The sequence below is a fragment of the Specibacter cremeus genome, assembly GCF_003946885.1.
Lineage (GTDB): Bacteria > Actinomycetota > Actinomycetes > Actinomycetales > Micrococcaceae > Specibacter > Specibacter cremeus.
The window spans coordinates 40,674-60,867 of record NZ_RWKQ01000026.1 but is presented as its reverse complement, the minus strand read 5'-3'; the positions used below and the strand labels follow the sequence as shown (position 1 = coordinate 60,867).

At 68.0% G+C, this 20,194-nt stretch carries 21 protein-coding genes; 17 read left to right on the top strand and 4 right to left on the bottom strand.

The genetic code is table 11. From position 1 onward, the window contains the following. Nucleotides 1-232 precede the first annotated feature (232 nt). Nucleotides 233-670, bottom strand: coding sequence for a DUF1801 domain-containing protein (locus EJC77_RS11610; RefSeq protein WP_125612770.1), 438 nt, complete (start codon nt 668-670; stop codon nt 233-235). Between the two features lie 276 nt (nt 671-946). Here EJC77_RS11610 and EJC77_RS20395 point away from each other — a divergent pair, with 276 nt between their 5' ends. The 3 genes from EJC77_RS20395 (at nt 947) to dnaB (ending at nt 4,737) form a co-directional block, all read left to right on the top strand. Further along, entirely contained in the window at nt 947-1,093 is a 147-nt protein-coding gene (locus EJC77_RS20395) for a hypothetical protein (RefSeq protein ID WP_164520391.1), read from the top strand. Nucleotides 1,094-1,450: 357 nt separating this feature from the next. Beyond that, the gene (locus EJC77_RS11605; RefSeq protein ID WP_125612768.1) at nt 1,451-1,681 is read left to right on the top strand and encodes a hypothetical protein; all 231 of its coding nucleotides are present in this window, start codon (nt 1,451-1,453) and stop codon (nt 1,679-1,681) included. 452 nt (nt 1,682-2,133) lie between these two features. Further along, nucleotides 2,134-4,737: a replicative DNA helicase gene (gene dnaB, locus EJC77_RS11600; RefSeq protein WP_125612766.1), complete on the top strand. Its 2,604-nt coding sequence runs from the start codon at nt 2,134-2,136 to the stop codon at nt 4,735-4,737. Here dnaB and EJC77_RS11595 read toward each other — a convergent pair. Then, nucleotides 4,686-5,648, bottom strand: coding sequence for a DMT family transporter (locus EJC77_RS11595; RefSeq protein ID WP_240630166.1), 963 nt, complete (start codon nt 5,646-5,648; stop codon nt 4,686-4,688). The genes dnaB and EJC77_RS11595 overlap by 52 nt on opposite strands. 73 nt (nt 5,649-5,721) lie before the next feature. On the opposite strand from EJC77_RS11595, the gene EJC77_RS11590 reads away from it, so the two are divergent. From EJC77_RS11590 to EJC77_RS11560, 6 genes are all read left to right on the top strand, one after another. Further along, nucleotides 5,722-6,642, top strand: a complete 921-nt coding sequence (locus tag EJC77_RS11590) for a LysR family transcriptional regulator (RefSeq protein ID WP_125612764.1) — start codon at nt 5,722-5,724, stop codon at nt 6,640-6,642. A 16-nt stretch (nt 6,643-6,658) separates the two neighbouring features. After that, nucleotides 6,659-8,020, top strand: coding sequence for an MATE family efflux transporter (locus tag EJC77_RS11585; RefSeq protein WP_125612762.1), 1,362 nt, complete (start codon nt 6,659-6,661; stop codon nt 8,018-8,020). Between the two features lie 409 nt (nt 8,021-8,429). Then, complete coding sequence (locus tag EJC77_RS11575) at nt 8,430-9,143, top strand: hypothetical protein (RefSeq protein ID WP_125612760.1); 714 nt, start codon at nt 8,430-8,432, stop codon at nt 9,141-9,143. Continuing rightward, complete coding sequence (locus EJC77_RS11570; RefSeq protein WP_125612758.1) at nt 9,137-9,757, top strand: RES family NAD+ phosphorylase; 621 nt, start codon at nt 9,137-9,139, stop codon at nt 9,755-9,757. The genes EJC77_RS11575 and EJC77_RS11570 overlap by 7 nt, the downstream gene beginning before the upstream one ends. Nucleotides 9,758-9,874: 117 nt before the next feature. Then, the gene (locus EJC77_RS11565; protein ID WP_125612756.1) at nt 9,875-10,474 is read left to right on the top strand and encodes a hypothetical protein; all 600 of its coding nucleotides are present in this window, start codon (nt 9,875-9,877) and stop codon (nt 10,472-10,474) included. Between the two features lie 90 nt (nt 10,475-10,564). After that, nucleotides 10,565-10,867 carry a hypothetical protein gene (locus EJC77_RS11560; RefSeq protein ID WP_240630163.1) on the top strand — a complete coding sequence of 101 codons (303 nt, stop codon included), beginning with the start codon at nt 10,565-10,567 and terminating at the stop codon, nt 10,865-10,867. An 11-nt stretch (nt 10,868-10,878) separates the two neighbouring features. On the opposite strand, the gene EJC77_RS11555 is transcribed toward EJC77_RS11560, so the two are convergent. Then, nucleotides 10,879-11,880: an N-acetylglucosamine kinase gene (locus EJC77_RS11555; RefSeq protein WP_164520389.1), complete on the bottom strand. Its 1,002-nt coding sequence runs from the start codon at nt 11,878-11,880 to the stop codon at nt 10,879-10,881. A 171-nt stretch (nt 11,881-12,051) separates the two neighbouring features. Between EJC77_RS11555 and EJC77_RS11550 the strand changes: the two genes are divergently transcribed. The 5 genes from EJC77_RS11550 to EJC77_RS11530 all read left to right on the top strand — a co-directional run bounded on the left by EJC77_RS11550 (nt 12,052) and on the right by EJC77_RS11530 (nt 17,065). Next, a complete protein-coding gene (locus tag EJC77_RS11550; protein ID WP_240630160.1) occupies nt 12,052-12,942 on the top strand; it encodes a MurR/RpiR family transcriptional regulator in 891 nt (296 codons plus the stop codon). Then, nucleotides 12,935-13,699, top strand: coding sequence for a sugar isomerase domain-containing protein (locus tag EJC77_RS11545; RefSeq protein WP_240630157.1), 765 nt, complete (start codon nt 12,935-12,937; stop codon nt 13,697-13,699). The genes EJC77_RS11550 and EJC77_RS11545 overlap by 8 nt, the downstream gene beginning before the upstream one ends. Before the next feature lie 62 nt (nt 13,700-13,761). Further along, entirely contained in the window at nt 13,762-15,174 is a 1,413-nt protein-coding gene (ngcE, locus tag EJC77_RS11540) for an N-acetylglucosamine/diacetylchitobiose ABC transporter substrate-binding protein (RefSeq protein ID WP_125612746.1), read from the top strand. Between the two features lie 95 nt (nt 15,175-15,269). Then, nucleotides 15,270-16,166, top strand: a complete 897-nt coding sequence (locus EJC77_RS11535) for a carbohydrate ABC transporter permease (protein WP_125612778.1) — start codon at nt 15,270-15,272, stop codon at nt 16,164-16,166. Nucleotides 16,167-16,168: 2 nt separating this feature from the next. Continuing rightward, entirely contained in the window at nt 16,169-17,065 is an 897-nt protein-coding gene (locus EJC77_RS11530; RefSeq protein ID WP_125612745.1) for a carbohydrate ABC transporter permease, read from the top strand. 52 nt (nt 17,066-17,117) lie between these two features. On the opposite strand, the gene EJC77_RS11525 is transcribed toward EJC77_RS11530, so the two are convergent. Continuing rightward, nucleotides 17,118-17,681, bottom strand: a complete 564-nt coding sequence (locus EJC77_RS11525) for a CGNR zinc finger domain-containing protein (RefSeq protein ID WP_125612743.1) — start codon at nt 17,679-17,681, stop codon at nt 17,118-17,120. A 73-nt stretch (nt 17,682-17,754) separates the two neighbouring features. Here EJC77_RS11525 and EJC77_RS11520 point away from each other — a divergent pair, with 73 nt between their 5' ends. From EJC77_RS11520 to EJC77_RS11510, 3 genes are all read left to right on the top strand, one after another. Beyond that, nucleotides 17,755-18,783: an EamA family transporter gene (locus tag EJC77_RS11520; RefSeq protein WP_125612741.1), complete on the top strand. Its 1,029-nt coding sequence runs from the start codon at nt 17,755-17,757 to the stop codon at nt 18,781-18,783. 13 nt (nt 18,784-18,796) lie between these two features. Continuing rightward, entirely contained in the window at nt 18,797-19,006 is a 210-nt protein-coding gene (locus EJC77_RS11515; protein WP_125612739.1) for a hypervirulence associated TUDOR domain-containing protein, read from the top strand. A gap of 79 nt (nt 19,007-19,085) precedes the next feature. Beyond that, complete coding sequence (locus EJC77_RS11510) at nt 19,086-20,192, top strand: WD40/YVTN/BNR-like repeat-containing protein (RefSeq protein WP_125612737.1); 1,107 nt, start codon at nt 19,086-19,088, stop codon at nt 20,190-20,192. Nucleotides 20,193-20,194 lie beyond the last annotated feature (2 nt).

Here is a 20,194-nt window from a genome sequence, read left to right as displayed (position 1 = left end):
GGCTCCGCCTTCTTGCCCCCACCGACACGCCGAAACCCCGACGTCTTGACACCAGCCCGCCCAGCCTAACTACACGGCATTGCGGCTAGTCCCCACGCCCTCCCAACGCTCGCAAGCTCGCGTCGGGGCCCTCGGGCGCGTGGGCCCACCCAGCTCCTCCCTCGGAGCTGTGGGCCCACCAGCTGTAAACACCGATCGGCCGGATCCCCGAGGGGATCCGGCCGATCGGTGTTTAAGCGCCCCGTGCCGGCCCCGCGGCGTGGCCGGCCATCAGGTGCTCGTATCCGGCCCGGACCAGTGCGGCCAGGACGTCCAGGTCCACCGTGTCCAGCCGGGTGACGTACAGGCAGCCGACACCCGTCTTGTGGGGTCCCAGCCGTTCCAGCGCGGCCGCCGCCGAGGGGGCGCTGGTGAGCCCGTAGAGCGCCAAGTTGGCCTTGTGCGGTGAAAGGCCGACGGCGGGCGCGTCACCTTCGCGCCCGGACGCGTAACGGTAGTGGTAGGAGCCGAAGCCAATGATCGACGGCCCCCACATGGCGGGCTCCTGGCCGGTTTCACGGCGCATCAGCGCGACCACGGCACGCGCGTCGCCGCGTCGGCGCTCGGACGAAACCGCGTCGAGGAAGGCGGTGACATCGGCGCCGGTGGGTCGGGTCTGGTTCTCGCTCATGGCTTGCATCCTGCCAGAGGCCCGGGGGTCCTGCCAGTGCACCCGGCACGTCGAATGTGCCTGCCCGCACGGCGGTGGCACCAGCCACGTCAAGCGCGGCTGTACAGGTCCCGGCGACGCCGCTTCCGGGCGAATCGGCAAACGCCGCAACGGCCCTGCACGACGTTTCCTGCACGAAGTATGTGGCCGGGTCCTGGTCGTTCCAGGCCACCATCGTCAATGACACGGCCACCGCCAAGACCCACATCATCGCGATGGCCGTCACCGCCGGGGCCCTTGGCCCTGTTCCTGCTCGGCGGACTCGTCTCCGCGGCACCGACGCTTGCCGAGGACGCAACGGAACCGGACGACGACGGCGTCGCCCGTCCAGGCGCCGACCCGTCCGCCCCGGCGGCGCTGCCCAAGGCGCCGGCGTCGCGCTGACCGCCCGAGGCATCGGCGGCGCCTGGGTCGCGACGTGGGCCACGTACGGGTATGGGCAGTCCCACGCCATGGTGGTGTATTGCAAGAAGCTCGCCGGACTCTACGTCCAGGGCTGGCGCACGGACGGGTACCTCGGCGCGTCGGGTTCGAGGCGCCGGGGGTTCCCTCGGGGCCGACCAGGTACCTGTACTCGCCCACGGGTTCCTGTACGGTGACGGAGGCGTTCGGTCTCGGCAACCCCGGCGCGAAGCTGCCGTACCGGATGCTCAACCCGTGGTCACGCTGGGGCGGCAACCCGTGGACGCCGCCGTACAACAGGTACCACGAGTCCAACTCCTGGGTCGGTTGGGATGTGACATGTGGTACTTCGCCACCCGCGCCCAGCACGACTACCGGCAGGGCGCGGTCATCAACTACAACCGCCCCAACATTGTCCAGGATGCCGGGTTCGCGGTCTTCCTGCACGAGAATAAGGTCCCGACCGCCGGGTGCATCTCGCTGGACGATTGGGCCGTCGTGGACTACCTGCGCAAGTCCACCTCCGGTGACCGGATCATCATGGGCGTGACGTCGGCGCTCTTCAAATAGGCGGCATTCCCTGCCGCGTCCGTGCTCCTTGACACATTCCCCGGTGGGCATGTGCGCAGGTCGCCGGGCGCCGCGGCGATACTTCACGGTTGGGGCATACACGCTGTGGATATCGCGTGCGTCACCCACCCGGATCCGGTCTTGTCAACATGCAACCTGTGGATGAGTGTTCACAGAAAAATACTTTGCACCCACAGGGTGTGAGGGGCGTTTCCGCAGGTCAGAGGCGGGTTGTTGAGAGAAGTCCACAGTTGTCCACAGGGTTCTCCCCAAGCTGTGCACACGCAGGGCGAGGAAATCCACAAGTTGTCCACAGGGGTGGTGGACAACGGGATTGGCTGGCGCCCACGGACCGTCTAACGTGGCTGGGGATCCCCCTGCCGATGCGGCGCGTCTTGTCGTAGCCCTCTGGTAGACCGGGGTCCACAGGAACACCTTGGAAAGTTGGAACCATGTCAGCGCCGGTCACTGATTCAGCCCAGTCATTTCGGGAACCGGACTTTGCCCGGACGCCCCCACAGGACCTCGTAGCCGAGCAGAGCGTGCTGGGCGGCATGATGCTGTCCAAGGATGCGATCGCGGACGTCATCGAGGTGCTGCGCGGCAACGACTTCTACCGTCCCGCGCACGAGTCGATCTACGAGGCGATCATCGACCTGTACGGCCGCGGCGAGCCGGCCGATGCCGTCACGGTGGCCGACGAGCTGACGAAGCGCCAGGAGATCACGAAGGTCGGCGGCCCCGCCTACCTGCACCAGCTGATCCAGTCAGTCCCCACGGCCGCGAATGCAGGCTTCTATGCGGAGATCGTGGCCGAGCGGGCCGTGCTGCGCCGATTGGTGACGGCCGGGACGAAGATCGTCCAGCTCGGTTACGCGAACGACGGCGAGGTCGAGGACATCGTCAACGCCGCCCAGGCGGAGGTCTTCGCCGTGGCGGAGCGCCGCACGGCCGAGGACTACGTGGCGTTGAAGGACATCATGGAGGCCACGGTCGACGAGATCGAGGCGTCCGGGCACCGCGGCGACGGCATGACCGGCGTGCCCACCGGCTTCTACGAATTCGACGAGCTGACCAACGGCCTGCACCCCGGCCAGATGATCGTCATCGCGGCCAGGCCGGCCGTGGGCAAGGCGCTCGCCCTTGACACGCCGCTGCCCACGCCGACCGGCTGGACGACCATGGGCGAAGTCGGGGTCGGCGACGCCGTGCTCGCCGCCGACGGCACGCCGACCGTGGTTGTGGCCGCGACCGAGGTGATGCTGGACCGGCCGTGCTTCGAGGTGACGTTCGACGACGGCAGCGTCCTGGTCGCCGACGCCGAGCACCAGTGGCTCACCGACACCCGGGCCTCGCGCAAATCCACCCAGGCCGGCGTCAACCCGCGAATTGCGGCGCAGGTTCGGACCACGGCCGAAATCGCCGCGTCGCTGCGGTGCGAGACGGCGGATCGCCGGCTGAATCACTCCATCCGGAACGCCGCAGCCCTGGACCTGCCGGAGGCGGAGCTGCTGATCGGCCCGTACACGCTGGGCGCGTGGCTCGGTGACGGTCACACGGCCGCGGCACGCATCACGAATATGGACGAAGAGGTCCTGATGCGGATTTCCGGCGAGGGGTACGTCCTGAAGCCGGTGGCCGGCTTGACGTATGGGGTGCAGCTGCCACCGGAGTCGTTCGTCTTCGAGAATGTGTGTGTCGTGTGCGGTGCGCCGTTCACCAACAAGATGCGCCAGGTGCGCACGTGCTCACAGGACTGTGGCCGCAGGGCACGCTGGACCACGAATCCTGTGCCGCAACCGACGTGTATCGATTGCGGCATCCCTTGCTCCGGCGGTCTCCGGTGTGAGCCGTGCCGGCTGGATCACGGTTCGTTCCAGGCGCTGCTCCGATCCAATTCCCTGCTGGGTGACAAACACATTCCCGATGTGTACCTGCGGGCCAGTCAGGCGCAGCGTCGCGCCTTGTTGGCCGGCCTGCTCGACACCGACGGCACCGTGACGTCGAGCGGGTGCGTCCAGTTTGCCGTGACGAGCCGCCGCCTGGCTTCGGATGTCCGGGAGCTGGTCCTCAGCCTCGGCTACCGCGCCGGGTGGTCGGAAAAGCGTGTGCATGGCCGCACCGAGGAGTCGTCGACTGCTTACACGATCACCTTCGCCACCGACGATGTCGTTTTCGGGCTGCATCGCAAGCAGGTGCTGCACAAGGAACGCGACGCGCGGCCGACGCCCAAGCGCACGCAGCGTTTCATCACGTCCGTGCGTCCGGTGAATTCGGTGCCGGTCAAGTGCATACAGATTGCACACGAAAGCCACCTGTACTTGGCAGGGCGCTCGTTCATCCCCACGCACAACTCGACGTTCGCGCTTGACTGGGCGCGTTCCGCCGCGATCCACCACAACATGGCCACCGTCGTCTTCTCCTTGGAAATGGGCCGCAACGAGCTGGCCATGCGTCTGCTCTCCGCCGAGGCGACCATCAGCCTGCAGGACTTGCGCAAGGGCACCGTCAAGGACGACCAGTGGTCGAAGATCGCCACGACCATGGGCAAGATGAACGACGCGCCCCTGTTCATCGACGACTCCCCGAACATGTCTCTCATGGAGATCCGGGCCAAGTGCCGCCGACTGAAGCAACAGCACGACCTGAAGCTCGTGGTGCTGGACTACCTGCAGCTGATGTCCTCCGGCAAGCGCGTCGAGTCCCGCCAGCAGGAGGTTTCCGAGTTCTCCCGTGCCCTGAAGTTGCTGGCGAAGGAACTCCAGGTGCCCGTCGTGGCGCTGTCGCAGCTGAACCGCGGTTCCGAGCAGCGCACGGACAAGAAGCCCATGGTTTCCGACCTCCGCGAAAGCGGATCGATCGAGCAAGATGCGGACATGGTCATCCTGCTGCACCGCGAGGACATCTACGACAAGGAGTCCGCGCGCGCCGGCGAGGCCGACGTCATCGTGGCCAAGCACCGCAACGGCCCCACGAAGACGCTCGTGGTCGGCTTCCAGGGCCACTACTCGCGGTTCTCCAACATGGCCGCCGAGGGCGGCGGCGGGGCGTACTGACGGGCGCGGCGTGCCCGGAACCGCGCCTCGATGCGCTGGCCGGCGTAGCTGCCGCCGACGATCAGTGCCGCCCCGGCGACGGCGGCCGGCGGCAGCGCGTCGCCGGCCAGCAGCACGCCGGCGGCCACGGCCCACACCGGCTCGGTGCCCATGAGCAGGCTCGCCCGGGCCGCCGACGTGCGCCGTACGGCCCACAGCTGGACCAGGAACGCGAACACGCTGCATGCCAGCCCCAGATAGGCCGCCGCCGCCCATTCCGTGGAGCCGAACCGTGCCGCGGAAACGACCATCGCACCCGGATCCACGGCCACGGCCAGCACCGCGCACACCACGGACTGCACCAACGTGATGGTGACCGTGTCGCAGGACCGGCCGCGCGTCAGCGCACCCAACGCCGTGACGTGTCCGGCGCGCGCGGCCGCGGCCGCCAACATGAGCGCATCCCCAGCCGTCGGCCCCCGGAAACCGTCCCCCGACACGAGCAACGCCACCCCGGCCACGCACACCACCGCCGCCACAAAATACGCGCGCGGCAACCGGCTGCGGGACGCCATTGTCTCAAGCAACGGGGTGAACACCATCGTGAGGCTGATGATCAGCCCGGCGTTCGACGCCGATGTGCGGGCCACGCCGGACGTCTCCAGGAACAGCACGGCCGCCTGGGTCAATCCCAAGAGAACGCCCGTCCACACCTCGCCGCGTCCGGGCCGCCGGCGCACCCGCCACAGCCACACCGACCCGAGCGCCAGCGACGCGATCACGAACCGCCACCCCAGCACGGCCGGCGCGGAGGCCACCTCCGTCAGGCCCTTGGCCGCCACATAACTGCTGCCCCACACGATCGCCACGGCCACCAGGGCTGCATCGACGCGGGTGCCGGAGCGCCGGTGCATCGTCACGAGATTCCTCACACGGCCCACCCTGCCGCCCCCAAACCAATAGCACCAGCTATCGGTTCAGTGACCCATACATTAGTTTGGCCTTATGGAACTTGGTCAATTGCGTGCCCTCCGCGAGGTCGAGGCGAGGGGCAGCATCGCCGCGGCCGCGCTGGCACTGCACGTCACGCCGTCGTCCGTCTCCCAACAGCTGGCCGCACTGGCTCGCAAGGCCGGCATGCCGCTCACCTTCCGCGAGGGCCGGCGCACCGCGCTCACCCCGGCCGGGCACGCCTTGGCGCGGGCCGCCATCGACGTTGAGGTGGCTCTGGCGCGCGCCGACGCCGCCGTCGAGTCGTTCCGCGCGGACACCGCCGCCACCGTGTCGATCGCCGCCTTCCACAGTGCCGGGCTGGCGCTGTTCGGCGCGCTGGAGCGGGCGTTCGCCGCCGACGACGGCCCGCACCTGAGCTTCCACGACCACGACGTGCCGCAGGACGCGTTCCCGACCCTGGTGTCCGGGCACGACCTGGTGATCGCCCACCGGCTGCCCAACAGCCCGCCCTGGCCGGACACGGTCCGGGCCACGCCGCTGGCCTTCGAGCCACTGGATGTGGCCGTGGGCGCCGCCGACCCGCTGGCCCGCCGCCGGACGCTGCGCCCGGCGGACCTGCGCGGGCGGCGCTGGGTGTCGGTGCGGTCCGGGTTCCCGCTCGAGGGCGCCATCGAGCTGATCGGCACGCTGGCCGGGGAGGAGGCCACGATCGCGCACCGGATCAACGAGTTCTTCGTGGCCGCGGCCGTCGTGGAGGCCGGGCACGCCGTGGCGCTGGTGCCGCGCTACACCGTCAACCGGGCCATGTTCCCACGCCTGCGCCTGCGGCCGCTGGCCGAACCACGGCTGGGCCGGCACATCGACGTGCTGGCCAGGCCCGAGACCCTGGAGCGCGCCAACGTCCGGTCCGTGCTGGCGGTACTGCGCGGCATCATGGCGGAGCTGGCCGGCGAGAACGCGCCAACCTCCTGACCGATACGCTTGACGGGTGCCCCAGACATCCTCCACGCCCCAGACGAGCACCCGCCCCCGGCGATCCACCGCCCGGGCCATCCTGCACCTGGCCGTCCCCGCGTTTGGCGCGCTCATCGCCGAACCGTTGTTCCTGCTTGCCGACTCCGCCATCGTCGGCCACCTCGGCGTCGACCAGCTGGCCGGCGTCGGCCTGGCGGCCACCGTGCTGCAGACGGCCGTGGGCCTCATGGTGTTCCTGGCCTACTCCACCACCCCGGCCGTGGCGCGCCTGCTCGGGGCCGGGCGCCGCGCCGATGCGCTCGCCGTCGGCCGGGACGGCATCTGGCTGGCCGCCGTGCTCGGGCTGGTGCTGGCCGGGCTCGGGGCGGCCGGCGCGAAACCGCTGCTGGCCGGCATGGGCGCCACGGGCGCCGTGCACGACTTCGCCGTCGAGTACCTGGTCGCGTCGCTGGCCGGCATCCCGGCCATGCTGGTCGTGCTGGCCGCCACCGGCGTGCTGCGCGGCCTGCAGGACACCCGCACCCCCCTGGCCGTGGCCGGCGCCGGGTTCGGCGTGAACATCGTCCTGAACTGGCTGCTCGTCTACGGGCTGGGACTGTCCGTGGCCGGCTCCGCGATCGGCACCGTGCTGGCGCAGTGGGCCATGGCCGCCGTGTACCTGGTGATCGTCGTCCGGGCGGCCCGCGACCACCGGGTCACGCTGCGCCCGGACTGGGCCGGTGTGCGCACGGTGTCCAAGGTCGGCAGCTGGCTCATGCTGCGCACCCTGTCGCTGCGCGCCGCCATCCTGGTGACGGTCATCGTCGCCACCGCCCAGGGCCCGGTCAACCTCGCCGCGCACCAACTGGCCATGACCGTCTTCAGCTTCCTGGCGTTCGCCCTCGACGCCCTGGCGATCGCCGCACAGGCGTTGATCGGCAAGGAACTGGGCGCCGGCAACGTCCCTGCCGTGCGCGAGCTGACTCGCACCATGGTCGTGTGGGGCATCGGCTTCGGCGTCGTCACGGGCATCGTGGTGCTGGCTGCCGCCCGCTGGGTCGGCTGGATCTTCACCACGGACGCGGCCGTGCACGGCGCGCTCGCCGCGGCGCTCGTGGTGCTGGCACTCGGCCAACCCATCGCCGGGTTCGTATTCGTCCTTGACGGCGTGCTCATCGGCGCCGGGGACGCCCGCTACCTGGCCCTGGCCGGGCTGGCCAACCTGGTGGTCTACTTCCCGCTGTTGTACTGGGTGCATGCCGCGGACCTCGGCGACACCGCCGCCGGCCTGGCCTGGCTGTGGACGGCGTTCAGCCTCGGCTACCTCGCCGCGCGGGCGCTCACGCTCGGCCTGCGCGCCCGCACGAGCGCCTGGATCCGCATCGGCGCCCACTAGCGAGCGCACTGGATGGGTGATTCCAAGGTGTGCCGTCGGGGCGTCGTGCACTGGCTGTCCTGTCCTGGCGCGGGAGGCACGGGTGCCCAGAATCGGCGTTAGCCACACGACGCAAATCCGCCGTCTGCATCAGTACCCGCGCTGGCACAACGCCCACGCCCGCCATCCTGACGTGCTGGAAGCCCAGCGCGGCGAGCGAGCCCGGGTTCGCAGCGAAAAAGGCCACCGCTGGGGCCGGACATACGCGCCGAGGGCGGCCTGACCGACACCCCCCAACGTGTTCGGTCACCGCCCTGAACCGACCTGGCGCCACTGCCGAACAAGTGACGGCGACGGGACGCTGAAGGGGCCATGCGTTGGTCACCAAAATCCATTGCTACGTTTCCTACATGAGACTAGAATGTAAGAAATGTATCGAAAAGAGGTGGCGACAATGCCCACGGAGACCCCCGGGGCCGAACTGCCGCACGCAACCGACTCGGCCGATCGTGGTGACGTCGTTGTGGTTGTTTTAGGCGGCGACGCAGACCTCACGCCCCTCCCTGACTGGGCCATTGAACTGCCCGAGGCTGAGATGCGAGTCGATGCGTTGGCGAGGACCAGCCACGCCGGCCGCGCCCTGCGTCTTCCCGCAGCCCTTCTGGAATCGCTCGTGAACATGCGGCGCAGTGTTGATGCCCTGGGCCCAGCCATGGCCGCGCTCAAAACACCAACCAGTCCTGCCCTTGCCTCAGGCATCCAGGCCACCGAGAACCTATGGGCCGCCATCGATGAGGCGTGGGGGTTGCTGGGCAGCGTGGAGGTGGCAGAGCTCCTCGGCTCTCGCGGCACTAATCGCAGCTTCGCTTCCAGCATGCGCAAGAGCGGGAAAATAATCGGCGTCGAGCGCGGAAATGCGTACGTCTACCCCGGGTTCCAGTTCGACAGGCGGGCCGGGCGGGTGCTCCCAGTGGTTCGGGAGCTGATTGCCGCAGCCCGTGAGATCGTCCTTGACGATGAGGACCTGGTCTACTGGCTGTGCACGCCTTCGGGGTACTTCGGTGACGACCCGCCCGCGTTGCATTTGACCGACGACGCGGAAATTGTCGACAAGCTGAAGCAGAGCGAATCCATCGAATGGTAGTCCCTGACCCGACGGGTCCGTTCCAGCCCAAGGAGTTCATCCTTCCGGCCGGATCGGGTCTTTATCGAGTGGCGAGCAACTCCCGCGATGCCAAACAGTTCAACCCAGGGGTAGGGGGGCCTACACGGTTCGCGTTCTTCAATATCCCCCCGGTCCCAGTCATATACGCCGCCGAGACCCTGGCGGCGGCCATCTGCGAAACGCTCCTCCACGATGTACCTCAAGACGGCGGGAACCTTCGCCCCCGTGCCTACCGCGACAAAATTGGGGTGCGCTTGGCCTTGAAGCGGAACCTGCGTCTTGCCTCCTTCATGGGGCTGGGGTTGAAGACCCTGAAGATCGAGGCGTCCCAGCTCACCGACACTCTCCCGACGGAATACGCACGAACAGTGAAGTGGGCCCAAGCCGCGCATGAGGCAGGGTTTGATGGTGCGGTGTGGATGAGCCGGCGCTGCAACTCGGACCAGGCGTTCGTGCTGTTCGGCGACCGGGTTGGGCCCGGCGAGCTGGAGATCGACCCCTGGTTCGGCCGAGTTTTTGCCGCCGGGCCCGATCTGGACTGGTTGATCCAGTTCTGTGCGCCGTTGCACATCGAAGTTCTCGTGCACAGCTGACGGCCACCACCTACCCCACCATTCGGCACAGCGTCGCCTGCCCGTTCTCGTAGCGGTCATGTCCGCAGCCTCCGGGCTGTCGCCCATGGCCTGGCATTGCTCGACTAGACTTTACGGGTGACTGAACATGCTGTGCCCCTTCCGCCCAGCGGATCCATCACCACGACGGCCTCCTCCCGGCTGTGGCAGCCGATCGCGCTGCGCTCGGTGCTGACCCTGGCCTTCGGCCTGCTCACGGTGTTCTGGGGTGCCCCGGACGTCGTCGGCATGTCGCTGCTGCTGGCCCTGTACCTCGCGGCCGTGGCCGCCGCACAATTCTGGTTCGTCCGCCGCCTGGCCCTGCCGGCAGCGGGATCGCGGGGCGTTGCGCTGCTGGTTCCGGCCGCGCTCGCGGCCGTCGCCGCCGTCGTTATCTTCTTCTCCACCAACGAGTCCGCGGCCGGCTGGCTCGGCGGCACCGCGCTGGTGCTGCTCGGCGTCGGCGAGCTGTTCGCCGCGCTCAGTTCACGCGGCCGGTTCGCGCTGCGCAGCGACTGGATGATCTCCGCCGCCATCGGGCTGGCCACCGGCATCCTGCTGCCGTTCTTCATCCCGCTCGGCGCGCACGCGTTGCTGGGCGTGGCCGGCGGCGGTGCGCTCATGACCGGCGCGTTGTGGCTGCTCTCGGCCCTGTCGCTGCGCCATGATGCCCGGAAACCGGCCAAGGCCGTAAACTAGAGACGGACGGTTCTACCCCGTGTAGAAATTTCGCCCGCTCGTCAGCATCACCCGCGGCGCCGCATTGCCGCAGTCACCAGGAGGAACATCGTGGGCACCCAAGAGCAGAAGAGCCCGAACAGCGCCACATTGAAGGTGCCGTTGGGCTTCTCCTTCGTCCTGGCCCTCGGCGCCGGCATCGTCACCCTGTTCGCGTCATCCGGCGGCACCAAGCACGGCTTGCGCTGGGACCTGGGCGGCATCGCGTTCGGCATCGCCTTCGTGGCCACGCTGCTGGTCGCCTCGCTGCTCACCATGACCTACAAGGAGAACCCCGACTACCTGAGCGAGGGCTCCGGGGTGAACCGCAAGTCCTCCGACCGGTTGAAGAAGGACGACGGCGGCACCAAGTAGCGCCGCCGGGTCTACGCGCCGCGCAGCACCGCCAGTGACGCGCCGATCCGCCCGAACACGTCCGCGTCCACGCGCACCCCGGCGTCCTTGAGCGCCATGACGGCCGCCCCCACCATGCCGTCCGGCACGGCAATGACCTCCCGCGGCGGGGCACCGAGGCCGGCACGCACGGCCGCCGCCATCGCCGCCCCCTTCGTCAGGATGCTGCCACCGAACACCACGGGGCCGGCCGGTCCGCCGGCCATGACCGTCTCCAGCGTCCGCGCCAGCAGCGCGGCCGCGCGCGCCACGATGTCGCGGGCCACCACGTCCGATCCGGGCCCGTCGCCGCCCGCCTCCAGTGCCAGCCGGGCAAAGCGTGACAGCTCGACGGGGCGCAGCGCGTAGACGGCGGAGATCAGGTCCTGCTGCGCGCGCAGCCTCCCGTCCACGCGGTCGTCCCGGTCCAGCCGGATGCCCAGTTCCGCCAGCGTTGCGCCCGTCAGCGAGGTTGCCGGGCCGCGGCCGTCCAGTGCCGCCGCCACCGCGCGCACCACCTCGCGCCCCAGCCAGAACCCGGCGCCGTCGTCGCCAAGCAGCCACCCGGCCCCGTCCGCGACGGCGGCCAGTCGCCCGGCCGCCACCCGGGCGCCCACAGCCCCGGTGCCGGCGATCAGGGCGTAACCATCGTCATGGAATGTTCCGGAATAAAACGCCGCCAAAAGATCAGGTTCAATCATCACTTGGCCCGCCAGACCAAGGGCCGCGAAGCGTTCCCGGAGGGCCTCGGTAGAAATTTGCACGGATGCGCCGGCCATGGCGATGGTGGCCCCGGCCAGCGCCACGGGCGCCCGCCCAACCGTGGCGCGGGCCTGTTCGGCGGCCTCCAGCAGGGACCTCATGGCACCCTCGAATCCGCCGGAAATCGGGTTTCCGCCACCCGAGAGGCCATAGCCGAGGCACTGCCCGGCCCGTGTGAGGATGACGGCCCGCGTGGACGTGCCGCCGGCGTCGATGGCGAGGAGATGCGGCATCGTTACCATTCCGTGCCCGAATGTGACTTGACTAACATTGGCCCATGATAATACTTTTCATACATCGACCACTAGCGAGAAACGGATTTTCATATGTCGCCACTCACCCCACCCTCCGCAGTGGTCACCGCGGCCGGGGTAGTGAACCGGATCCAGGCCAAATTGCCCGACATGCCCGCCGCCATGGCGAAGATCGGGTCCTTCCTGCTCGAGCATCCGAAGGCGCCGCTGGAATTGTCCATCATGGAGCTCGCCGAGCAGACCGGAACGTCGCCGGCAACCGTCACTCGCTTCTGCCGCATGCTCGGCTACGCCGGCTACGTGCCGTTCCGTGTCAGCATCGCCTCGGATGTTGGCCGCAGCGATGCCCGTGAATCGTGGAAGGCCGACATTGGCCGCGCGTTCGGCCCCGATGATGCGCCGGCGGACGTGCTGAGCACCCTGGTCAACGCGCACACACGCTCCCTGCAGGAGACGGCGGCGATCATGGACATGGCACTCATGAACAAGATCGCCCGCCGCGTGGCCATGAGCACGCACGTTGACATCTACGGCATCGGCGGCAGCGCCGTGATGGCCAAGGAGATGCAGTCGCGGCTGTATCGGATCGGCATCAACGCCCATCACTGGTCCGAGGTCCATGCGGGCCTGACAAGCGCCGCCATCCAGGACAGCAATTGCGTGGCCATCGGCATCTCCAACACGGGCCTGACCGAGGAGACCATCCAGATGCTCCGCCAGGCCGGGGAGGCCGGCGCGCTGACCGTCGCGCTGAGCAACAATCCGGCCTCGCCGCTGGCCGAGGCGGCGGATGAAGCCATCATCACCAGCGTCCACGAACAGTTCCTGCAGCCCGACGACCTGTCCGCCAAGCACGTCCAGCTGCTGGTGCTCGACCTCCTCTACCTGCTCGTGGCACAGATCAACTTCGCCCAAACCACCCAGAAACTGGCCTCATCCGCCACGGCCGTGGCCCCGCATCGGCGGCCCGTGCGGAGTTCGCGCGTCGGGCTGGCCGGCCGCAACGGACGCCAAACCGTGAGGAGCAATGCCGATGTCTGACCTGATCGTCGACTACAGCCGTGAGGTATTCACCCGCCTCGAGGCGCTGACCGCATGGGCACAGGCCGGCGGGCTGGACGCGGCCGCCGCGGCCGTGGCCGACTCGGTGGCCGCCGGCGGCGTCGTCCAGGCGTTCGGGACCGGACACTCGGAGGCATTCGCCATGGAGATCGCCGGGCGGGCGGGCGGGCTGGTCCCCACGAGCAAGATCGCGCTGCGCGACCTCGTCCTGCACGGGCGCCGGGGGGTTGGCGCCCTGGACTCATCGCGCGGTTCCGTCCTGGAGCGCGAGGACGGCATCGCCGAGGAGTTGTATGACGGCGCCCCCGTCGATCCGCGCGACATCTTCATCATCGCGTCCAACTCGGGGGTCAACGGCTCGATCGTGGGTCTGGCGCTGACGGCCAAGGCGCACGGCCACACCGTGATCGCCGTGACCAGCCTCGAACACACCCACGCCGTGGAGGCGAAACATCCCAGCGGGATGCGGTTGTGTGACGTGGCCGATATTGTTATCGATAACAGGGCCCCTTTCGGGGACACGACCCTGGAGGTAACCGACGGCGGCGGAGTCGGCGCCGTCTCGTCCATCACGGCCGCGTACATCGCCCAGCTGCTGACCATCGAGACGGTCCGTTTGCTCGTCACCGCCGGGAAGGAACCGCCCATCTACATCTCGGCAAACATCCCGGGCGGGGACGAACACAACACCGCGCTGGTCGACCGCTACGCCGGCCGGCTCAGGCGGGACGCCTGAGCCGGACAGGACCAGGCAGTACAAACCAACATCGCATCATCAACGGAAGGCAGTAAAACAGCATGAGCATCCTCAACAAGCCTGTCGAACGTCGCGGTTTCCTCCGCGGTGCGCTGGCCACCGCAGTCCTGGTCCCCATGGGCGGCGCGCTGGCTTCCTGTGCCGGCGGCGGTGGCACCGGTTCCGGCAGCCAGACCACCGGTACCACGTCGGCGAACAACCCGTTCGGTGTCGCCGACAACTCAACACTCGACGCGGTCATCTTCAAGGGCGGCTACGGCATCGACTATGTTGATTTCGCCGGTGCCATCCTGAAGAAGAACCACCCGACCGTCAACGTCAAGATCAACCCGTCCACGGACATCGCCCAGGAGCTGCAGCCGCGCTTCGTCGCCGGCAATCCCCCGGACCTCATCGACAACTCCGGCGCAAAGTCCATCGGGTTCAGCACCATCCTGGACCAGCTCGAGGACCTGACGAGTGTCACCGAGGCCAACAACCTCGAGGGCACCAAGATTGCCGACACGCTGTACGCCGGCGTGCTGGCGCCGGGCACGTTCAACGGCAAGGTCGCCGCGCTGAACTACGTGCTCACCGTCTACGCCATCTGGTACTCCGCCAGCTTGTTCGAGGAGAACGGCTGGAAGGTTCCCACCACCTGGGATGAGGCCATGGCCCTCGGCGCCAAGGCCAAGGCCAAGGGCAAGTACCTGTTCGTCTGGGGCAAGGAAGCGGCCACCTATTACCAGACCATGGCCATCGAGTCCGCCATCAAGGAAGGCGGCGACCCGGTGCGCCTGGCCCTGGAGAACCTGAAGGCGGGCTGCTGGTCACTCGACCCCATCCAGAAGGTGTTCGCGGCGCTGGAGTCCATGGTGAAGGCCGGCTACTTCAAGCCGGGCGGCTCCGGCACCCAGTTCACCGCGGCCCAGGCCCAGTGGTCCAACAACCAGGACGCCCTGCTGTACCCGTCCGGATCGTGGATCGAAAACGAGATGAAGGACCAGACGAAGGCAGGATTCAAGATGACGGGCGCCCCGACGCCGGTGGTCACATCCAGCCCGAAGATCCCCCAGACCGGTGTCCGCTCCGCGGCCGGCGAGCCGTTCATCGTCCCGTCGACCAGCAAGAACCCGGCCGCCGGCAAGGAACTGCTGCGGACCATGCTCTCGAAGGAGGCGGCCACCAATTTCGCCAAGACGAAGCTGGCACCGACGGTCGTCAAGGACACCGTTCCCGCGGACGGCTTCGGCTCCACGGCGCTGGTGTCCCAGACGAAGATGCTCAAGGATGCGGGCACGAACATCTTCACCTGGAACTTCGTCGACCTGTACGGCATGAACCAGGACCAGCTCGTCGTCTGGAACTCGTTCCTCGACGGCAAGCTGGACGCAGCCGGCCTGACCAAGGGCCTGCAAGAGATCACCGACAAGGTCCGCAACGACTCGTCGGTTACAAAGATTGAAGTGAAGTAGTGACCCAAACACCGATTGAAGTGAAGCTGGGCGGCGGCGCTCCCGCCGCCGCCCGGCGGCGCCGGAAAAAACTGACGCTCGACAAGGCCAGCTTCATGGTCGTCTTCCTGGGCGTGCCGTTGCTGATCTACGTTGTGTTCGTCATCTCGCCGTTCGCCCAGGCCGTCTGGTATTCGTTGACGAACTGGTCGGGGTTCAGCCCCAAGATGACGTTCATCGGCTTGGACAACTACGTGAAGCTGTTCCAGGACGACATTTTCCTCAAGGCGGTGCGCAACAGCGTCATCCTGGGCATCTTCCTGCCGCTCGTCACGATCGTGCTCAGCCTCATCCTGGCGAGCGTGGTCACGATCGGCGGCAGCAGCCGCGGCCAGATCAAGGGCCTGCGAGGCTCCAGCTTCTACCGTGTGGTGTCCTTCTTCCCCTACGTCATCCCGGCCGTGGCCATCGGCATCATCTGGCTCATGGTCTACGACCCCAGCTCGGGCCCGCTCAACGGCATCCTGACCGGCATCGGGTTGAAGGGTTTCGCCTCCTATCCGTGGCTCGGTGATCCGCGCACGGCGTTGATCGCGTCCATGTTCGTCATCGTGTGGAGCTTCGTGGGCTTCTACATGATCCTGTTCATCGCCGCCATCAAGGGCATTCCGGCGGAGACGTTCGAGGCGGCCCGCATTGACGGCGCCGGCCGGTTCCGCACCCTCGTGAGCATCACGATCCCGCTGATCCGCGACAACATCCAGACGGCGTACATTTACATGGGCATCGCCGCGCTGGATGCGTTCATTTACATGTCGGTCCTGAACTCCGGCGGCGGGCCCGGCAACTCCACGCTCGTCATGTCCCAGCGCCTGTTCACGACGGCGTTCACGAAGGGCCAGTTCGGCCTGGCCTGCGCCATGGGCGTGGTCTTGGCCGCCGTCACCCTGGTCTTCGCCGGCCTCGTGTTCCTGGTGAACCGGCTCACCGGCGGCAGTAAGGAAGCGTCCTAGCCATGTCCCTGAAACTCTCCAAGAAGGCCCAGGTCCCGGCCGGTCACGTGGAGCGCACGGCGCAGACCACCAAGAGCGACAAGACGGTCGCCGGCATCTCGCACGTCATCCTGGCGTTCTGGTCCCTGCTGGTGATCCTGCCGCTGCTGTGGACGGTGCTGTCCTCGTTCAAGACGTCGAGTGAAATCTTCGCCTCGCCGTTCAGCCTGCCCGCGAACTGGAGCTTCACGAACTACGTCACGGCGTGGGCGCAGGCGGGCATCGGCAGCTATTTCATCAACACGATCATCGTGGTGGGCTGCGCCCTGGTCATCGTCATGGTGCTCGGCGCCATGTGCGCGTACGTCCTGGCCCGCTACGTGTTCCCCGGCTCCCGCCTCATCTACTACCTGATGCTCGCCGGCCTGACGTTCCCGATCTTCCTGGCCATCGTGCCGTTGTTCTTCATCCTGAAGAACATCGGGCTGCTGAACACGCTGCCGGGCCTGATCATCGTGTACGTCGCGTTTGCGCTGCCGTTCACCGTCTTCTTCCTGTTCTCCTTCTTCAAGGCGCTGCCGGGCGAAATTGCGGAGGCCGCACAGATCGACGGCGCCGGCGAATGGCGCACGTTCTTCCAGGTCATGCTGCCCATGGCCAGGCCCGGCCTGGCCTCCGTGGCGATCTTCAACTTCCTGGGCCTGTGGAACCAGTACCTGATCCCGGTCGCCATCAACACCAACCACGACCACTGGGTGCTCTCCCAGGGCATTGCGGCGTTCGCCGGCCAGCAGGGCTATGCCGTCGACTTCGGCTCCCTGTTCGCCGCCGTCGTCATCACCGTCATCCCCGTGTTCATCGCCTACCTGCTCTTCCAGCGCCAGCTGCAGGGTTCGGTGTCGCAGGGCACCAGCAAGTAGGCGTACCGCCGGCAGACGTACCACGGGGCGCCGCAAGGTGCCCCGTGGTGCGTCAGCCGGTGGCCGGCTGCGGTGCCTGTGCTGATTTACGACGGCGGTACGCGGCCACATTGGCCCGGTTGCCGCAGTTGCCGGTATCGCAGTACCGGCGGGAATGATTCTTCGACAGGTCGATCAGCACGGCGTCGCAGTCCTCCGCCGCGCACACCTTCAACCGGTCCAGCTCCTTGCTGCGCAACACGTCGACGAGCGCCATGGCCGCCTCCACGCCCATGCGCAGGGCCAGCGGCGCGTCGGGCGCCGTGGCGTGCAGGTGCCAGTCGAAGGCATCGTGGCGCACCAGCTGCGGCAGCGCGTTCGCGCGGGCGAGCAGCCCGTTCACCATGTGCACGGCCGCGTCCTCATCCGCCGTCCAGATGGTGCGCAGCTCCGTGCGCATGTCCTGCACGGCCCGCAGCTCCGCTGCCGAATGCTCCCGCGATCCGCTGAACTGCTCCTGCTTCACGAACCGGTCGAGATCCGCCACGGAGTCCAGTCCGGGCACGCCGGGCACGGCCGTGTTGATGAGGTTGGCCGTCGATGCCAGGGCCGCCTCCGTGTCATGGGCAAAGACCATGTTGACTCCTGACATTTCCCGGGCGTACTGTCATTAGTATAACTCCTTTTACTCATGACAGCTTGGATCACGCATGGCCACCGCCCAGAACATCTCCGCCCAGAACATCTCCGCCCGAACGCTCCCCGTCCCGACGGTTGGCACGCGCACGTCCCCGGCGCTCCTGTTCGCCTTGGCCTCCTCCGCCACGTTCGCCCTGTCGGGACCGTTCGCGAAGTCGCTGTTCGAGGCGGGCTGGTCCCCGGGGGCGGCCGTCGCGGCGCGCATTGGCGGCGCCGCCGTCGTCCTGCTGGTCCCCGTGATCATCACGCTGGTACGCCAGTGGCCCACCGTGAAGCGGTCGCTGGGGCGCATCGCCATGTACGGGGTGGTGCCGATCGCGTTGTGCCAGCTGTTCTACTTCAACGCCGTCGCGCACCTGTCCGTGGGCGTGGCGCTGCTGCTCGAATACCTCTCGCCCGTGCTGCTGGTGGGCTGGGCCTGGCTGACCACCCGGCACCGTCCGCGCGCACTGACCATCCTCGGCGCCGTGTTCGCCATGACCGGGCTGGTCCTGGTGCTCGACCTGGCCGGCAGCCAGCGGATCAGCGTGACCGGCATCCTGTGGGGGCTGGCCGCGGCCGTGTGCTCGGCCGTCTTCTTCCTCATGTCGGCGCGCAGCAATGACAACGTCCCGCCGATCCTCATGGCCGGCGGCGGCATGTTCACGGGTGCCGCACTGATCCTTGTGCTGGGCCTGGCGGGCATCATGCCGCTGCAGTTCTCCACCGCCAGTCCGGTGTTCGCCGGCCGGCATGTCCACTGGCTCGTGCCCATCCTCGGATTGGTGCTGGTCACGACGGTATTCGCCTATGTGGCCGGCATTGTGGCCACGCGGGGGCTCGGCTCGAAGGTGGGCTCCTTCCTGGCGCTGTTCGAGGTGCTGTTCGCCGTGGTGTGGGCGTGGCTGCTGCTGGGCGAGCTGCCCCGCCTGGTGCAGCTGCTGGGAGGCGTGCTCATCGTCGGCGGCGTGGTCATGGTGCGCGTGGACGAGTTGCGGGCGCCGGCCCTGCCGGAGGCGGAGCGTTACCATGATGTGGGGCCCATGCCCGGCGCCCCGTGAGGGAGGAGCCCCGATGGCCGCCAAATTCAAGGTGGGGGACCATGTGACATGGAACTCCGAGGCCGGGCACGTCTCGGGCACCATCACCAAGGTGCACACGGAGGACACCGACTACAAGGGTCACACGCGGCACTGCACCGAGGACGATCCACAATACGAGATCAAGAGTGACAAGACGGACCACGTCGCCATGCACAAGGGGAGCGCTCTGTCCAAGGTCTGACGCGTTGCTGTAGGGTCCGGCCGAAATCCGCCCGCCGCTACCCATTGCCGCCGGTGCCGTGCGGTGGTCGAATTAACCAATGGCTAGCAATGACGCACATCCAGACGGCACCACCCTGCTTGCGGTCGGCACCAAGAAGGGGCTGTGGTTGGGCACCAGCACCGACCGCGTCCGGTTCGACTTCACCGGCCCGCATTTCCTCATGAATGAGATCCCCAGCATCGGCATCGACACCAGGAACGGCAGCCCGCGCGTCCTGGTCGGGGTGCGCAGCGAGCATTGGGGCCCCACCGTGGCGCACACGGACGATCTGGGCGCCACGTGGGACGAGCCCGAGAACGGGGCCATCACGTTCCCGGCGGACACCGAGGCGGCGCTGGAGCGGGTGTGGCAGATCCTGCCCGACGCGGCCGGGCGCCCCGGCGTCGTCTGGGCCGGCTGCGAGCCGATTTCGGTGTGGAAGTCGACCGACGGCGGCGAGCACTTCGAGCTCAACCGTGGCCTGTGGGACCACCCGCACCGCAGCGAGTGGGGTGCCGGATTCGGCGGTGCGGCCGCGCACACCGTGCTGCCCAGCCCGGCCGACCCGGACACCATCCACGTGGCCATGAGCACCGGCGGCGTGTACCGCAGTCTTGACGGCGGCAGCACGTGGACGCCGCGCAACACGGGCATCAGCGCGTACTTCATGCCCGACCCGATGCCCGAATTCGGCCAGTGCGTGCACAAGGTGGCCCGCGACCCGAACACCGACACGACGCTGTACGCGCAAAACCACCACGGCGTGTACCGCTCCGACGACAACGCGGACACGTGGGTCTCGATCGCCGATGGATTGCCCACGGACTTCGGTTTCACGATCCTGACGCACCCGCGCCGCTCGGGCACCGCGTGGGTCATCCCGATCAAGGCCGACGGCGAACGCATCCCGCCGGACGGCCGGCTGGCCGTGCACCGGACGGACGACGGCGGCGCGACCTGGACGCCGTCGAGTGCCGGTTTGGCGGAACCGGACTACAACGTGGTGCTGCGCGACGCCGCATGCGTGGACACGGCCGACCCGGTCGGGGTGTACTTCGGCACCCGCGGCGGGTCCGTGTACGCCAGCGCCGACGAGGGGGCCACGTTCAGCGAGGTCATTGCCCACCTGCCGGATGTGCTGTGCGTGCGCGCGGCGCTGCTTTGAGG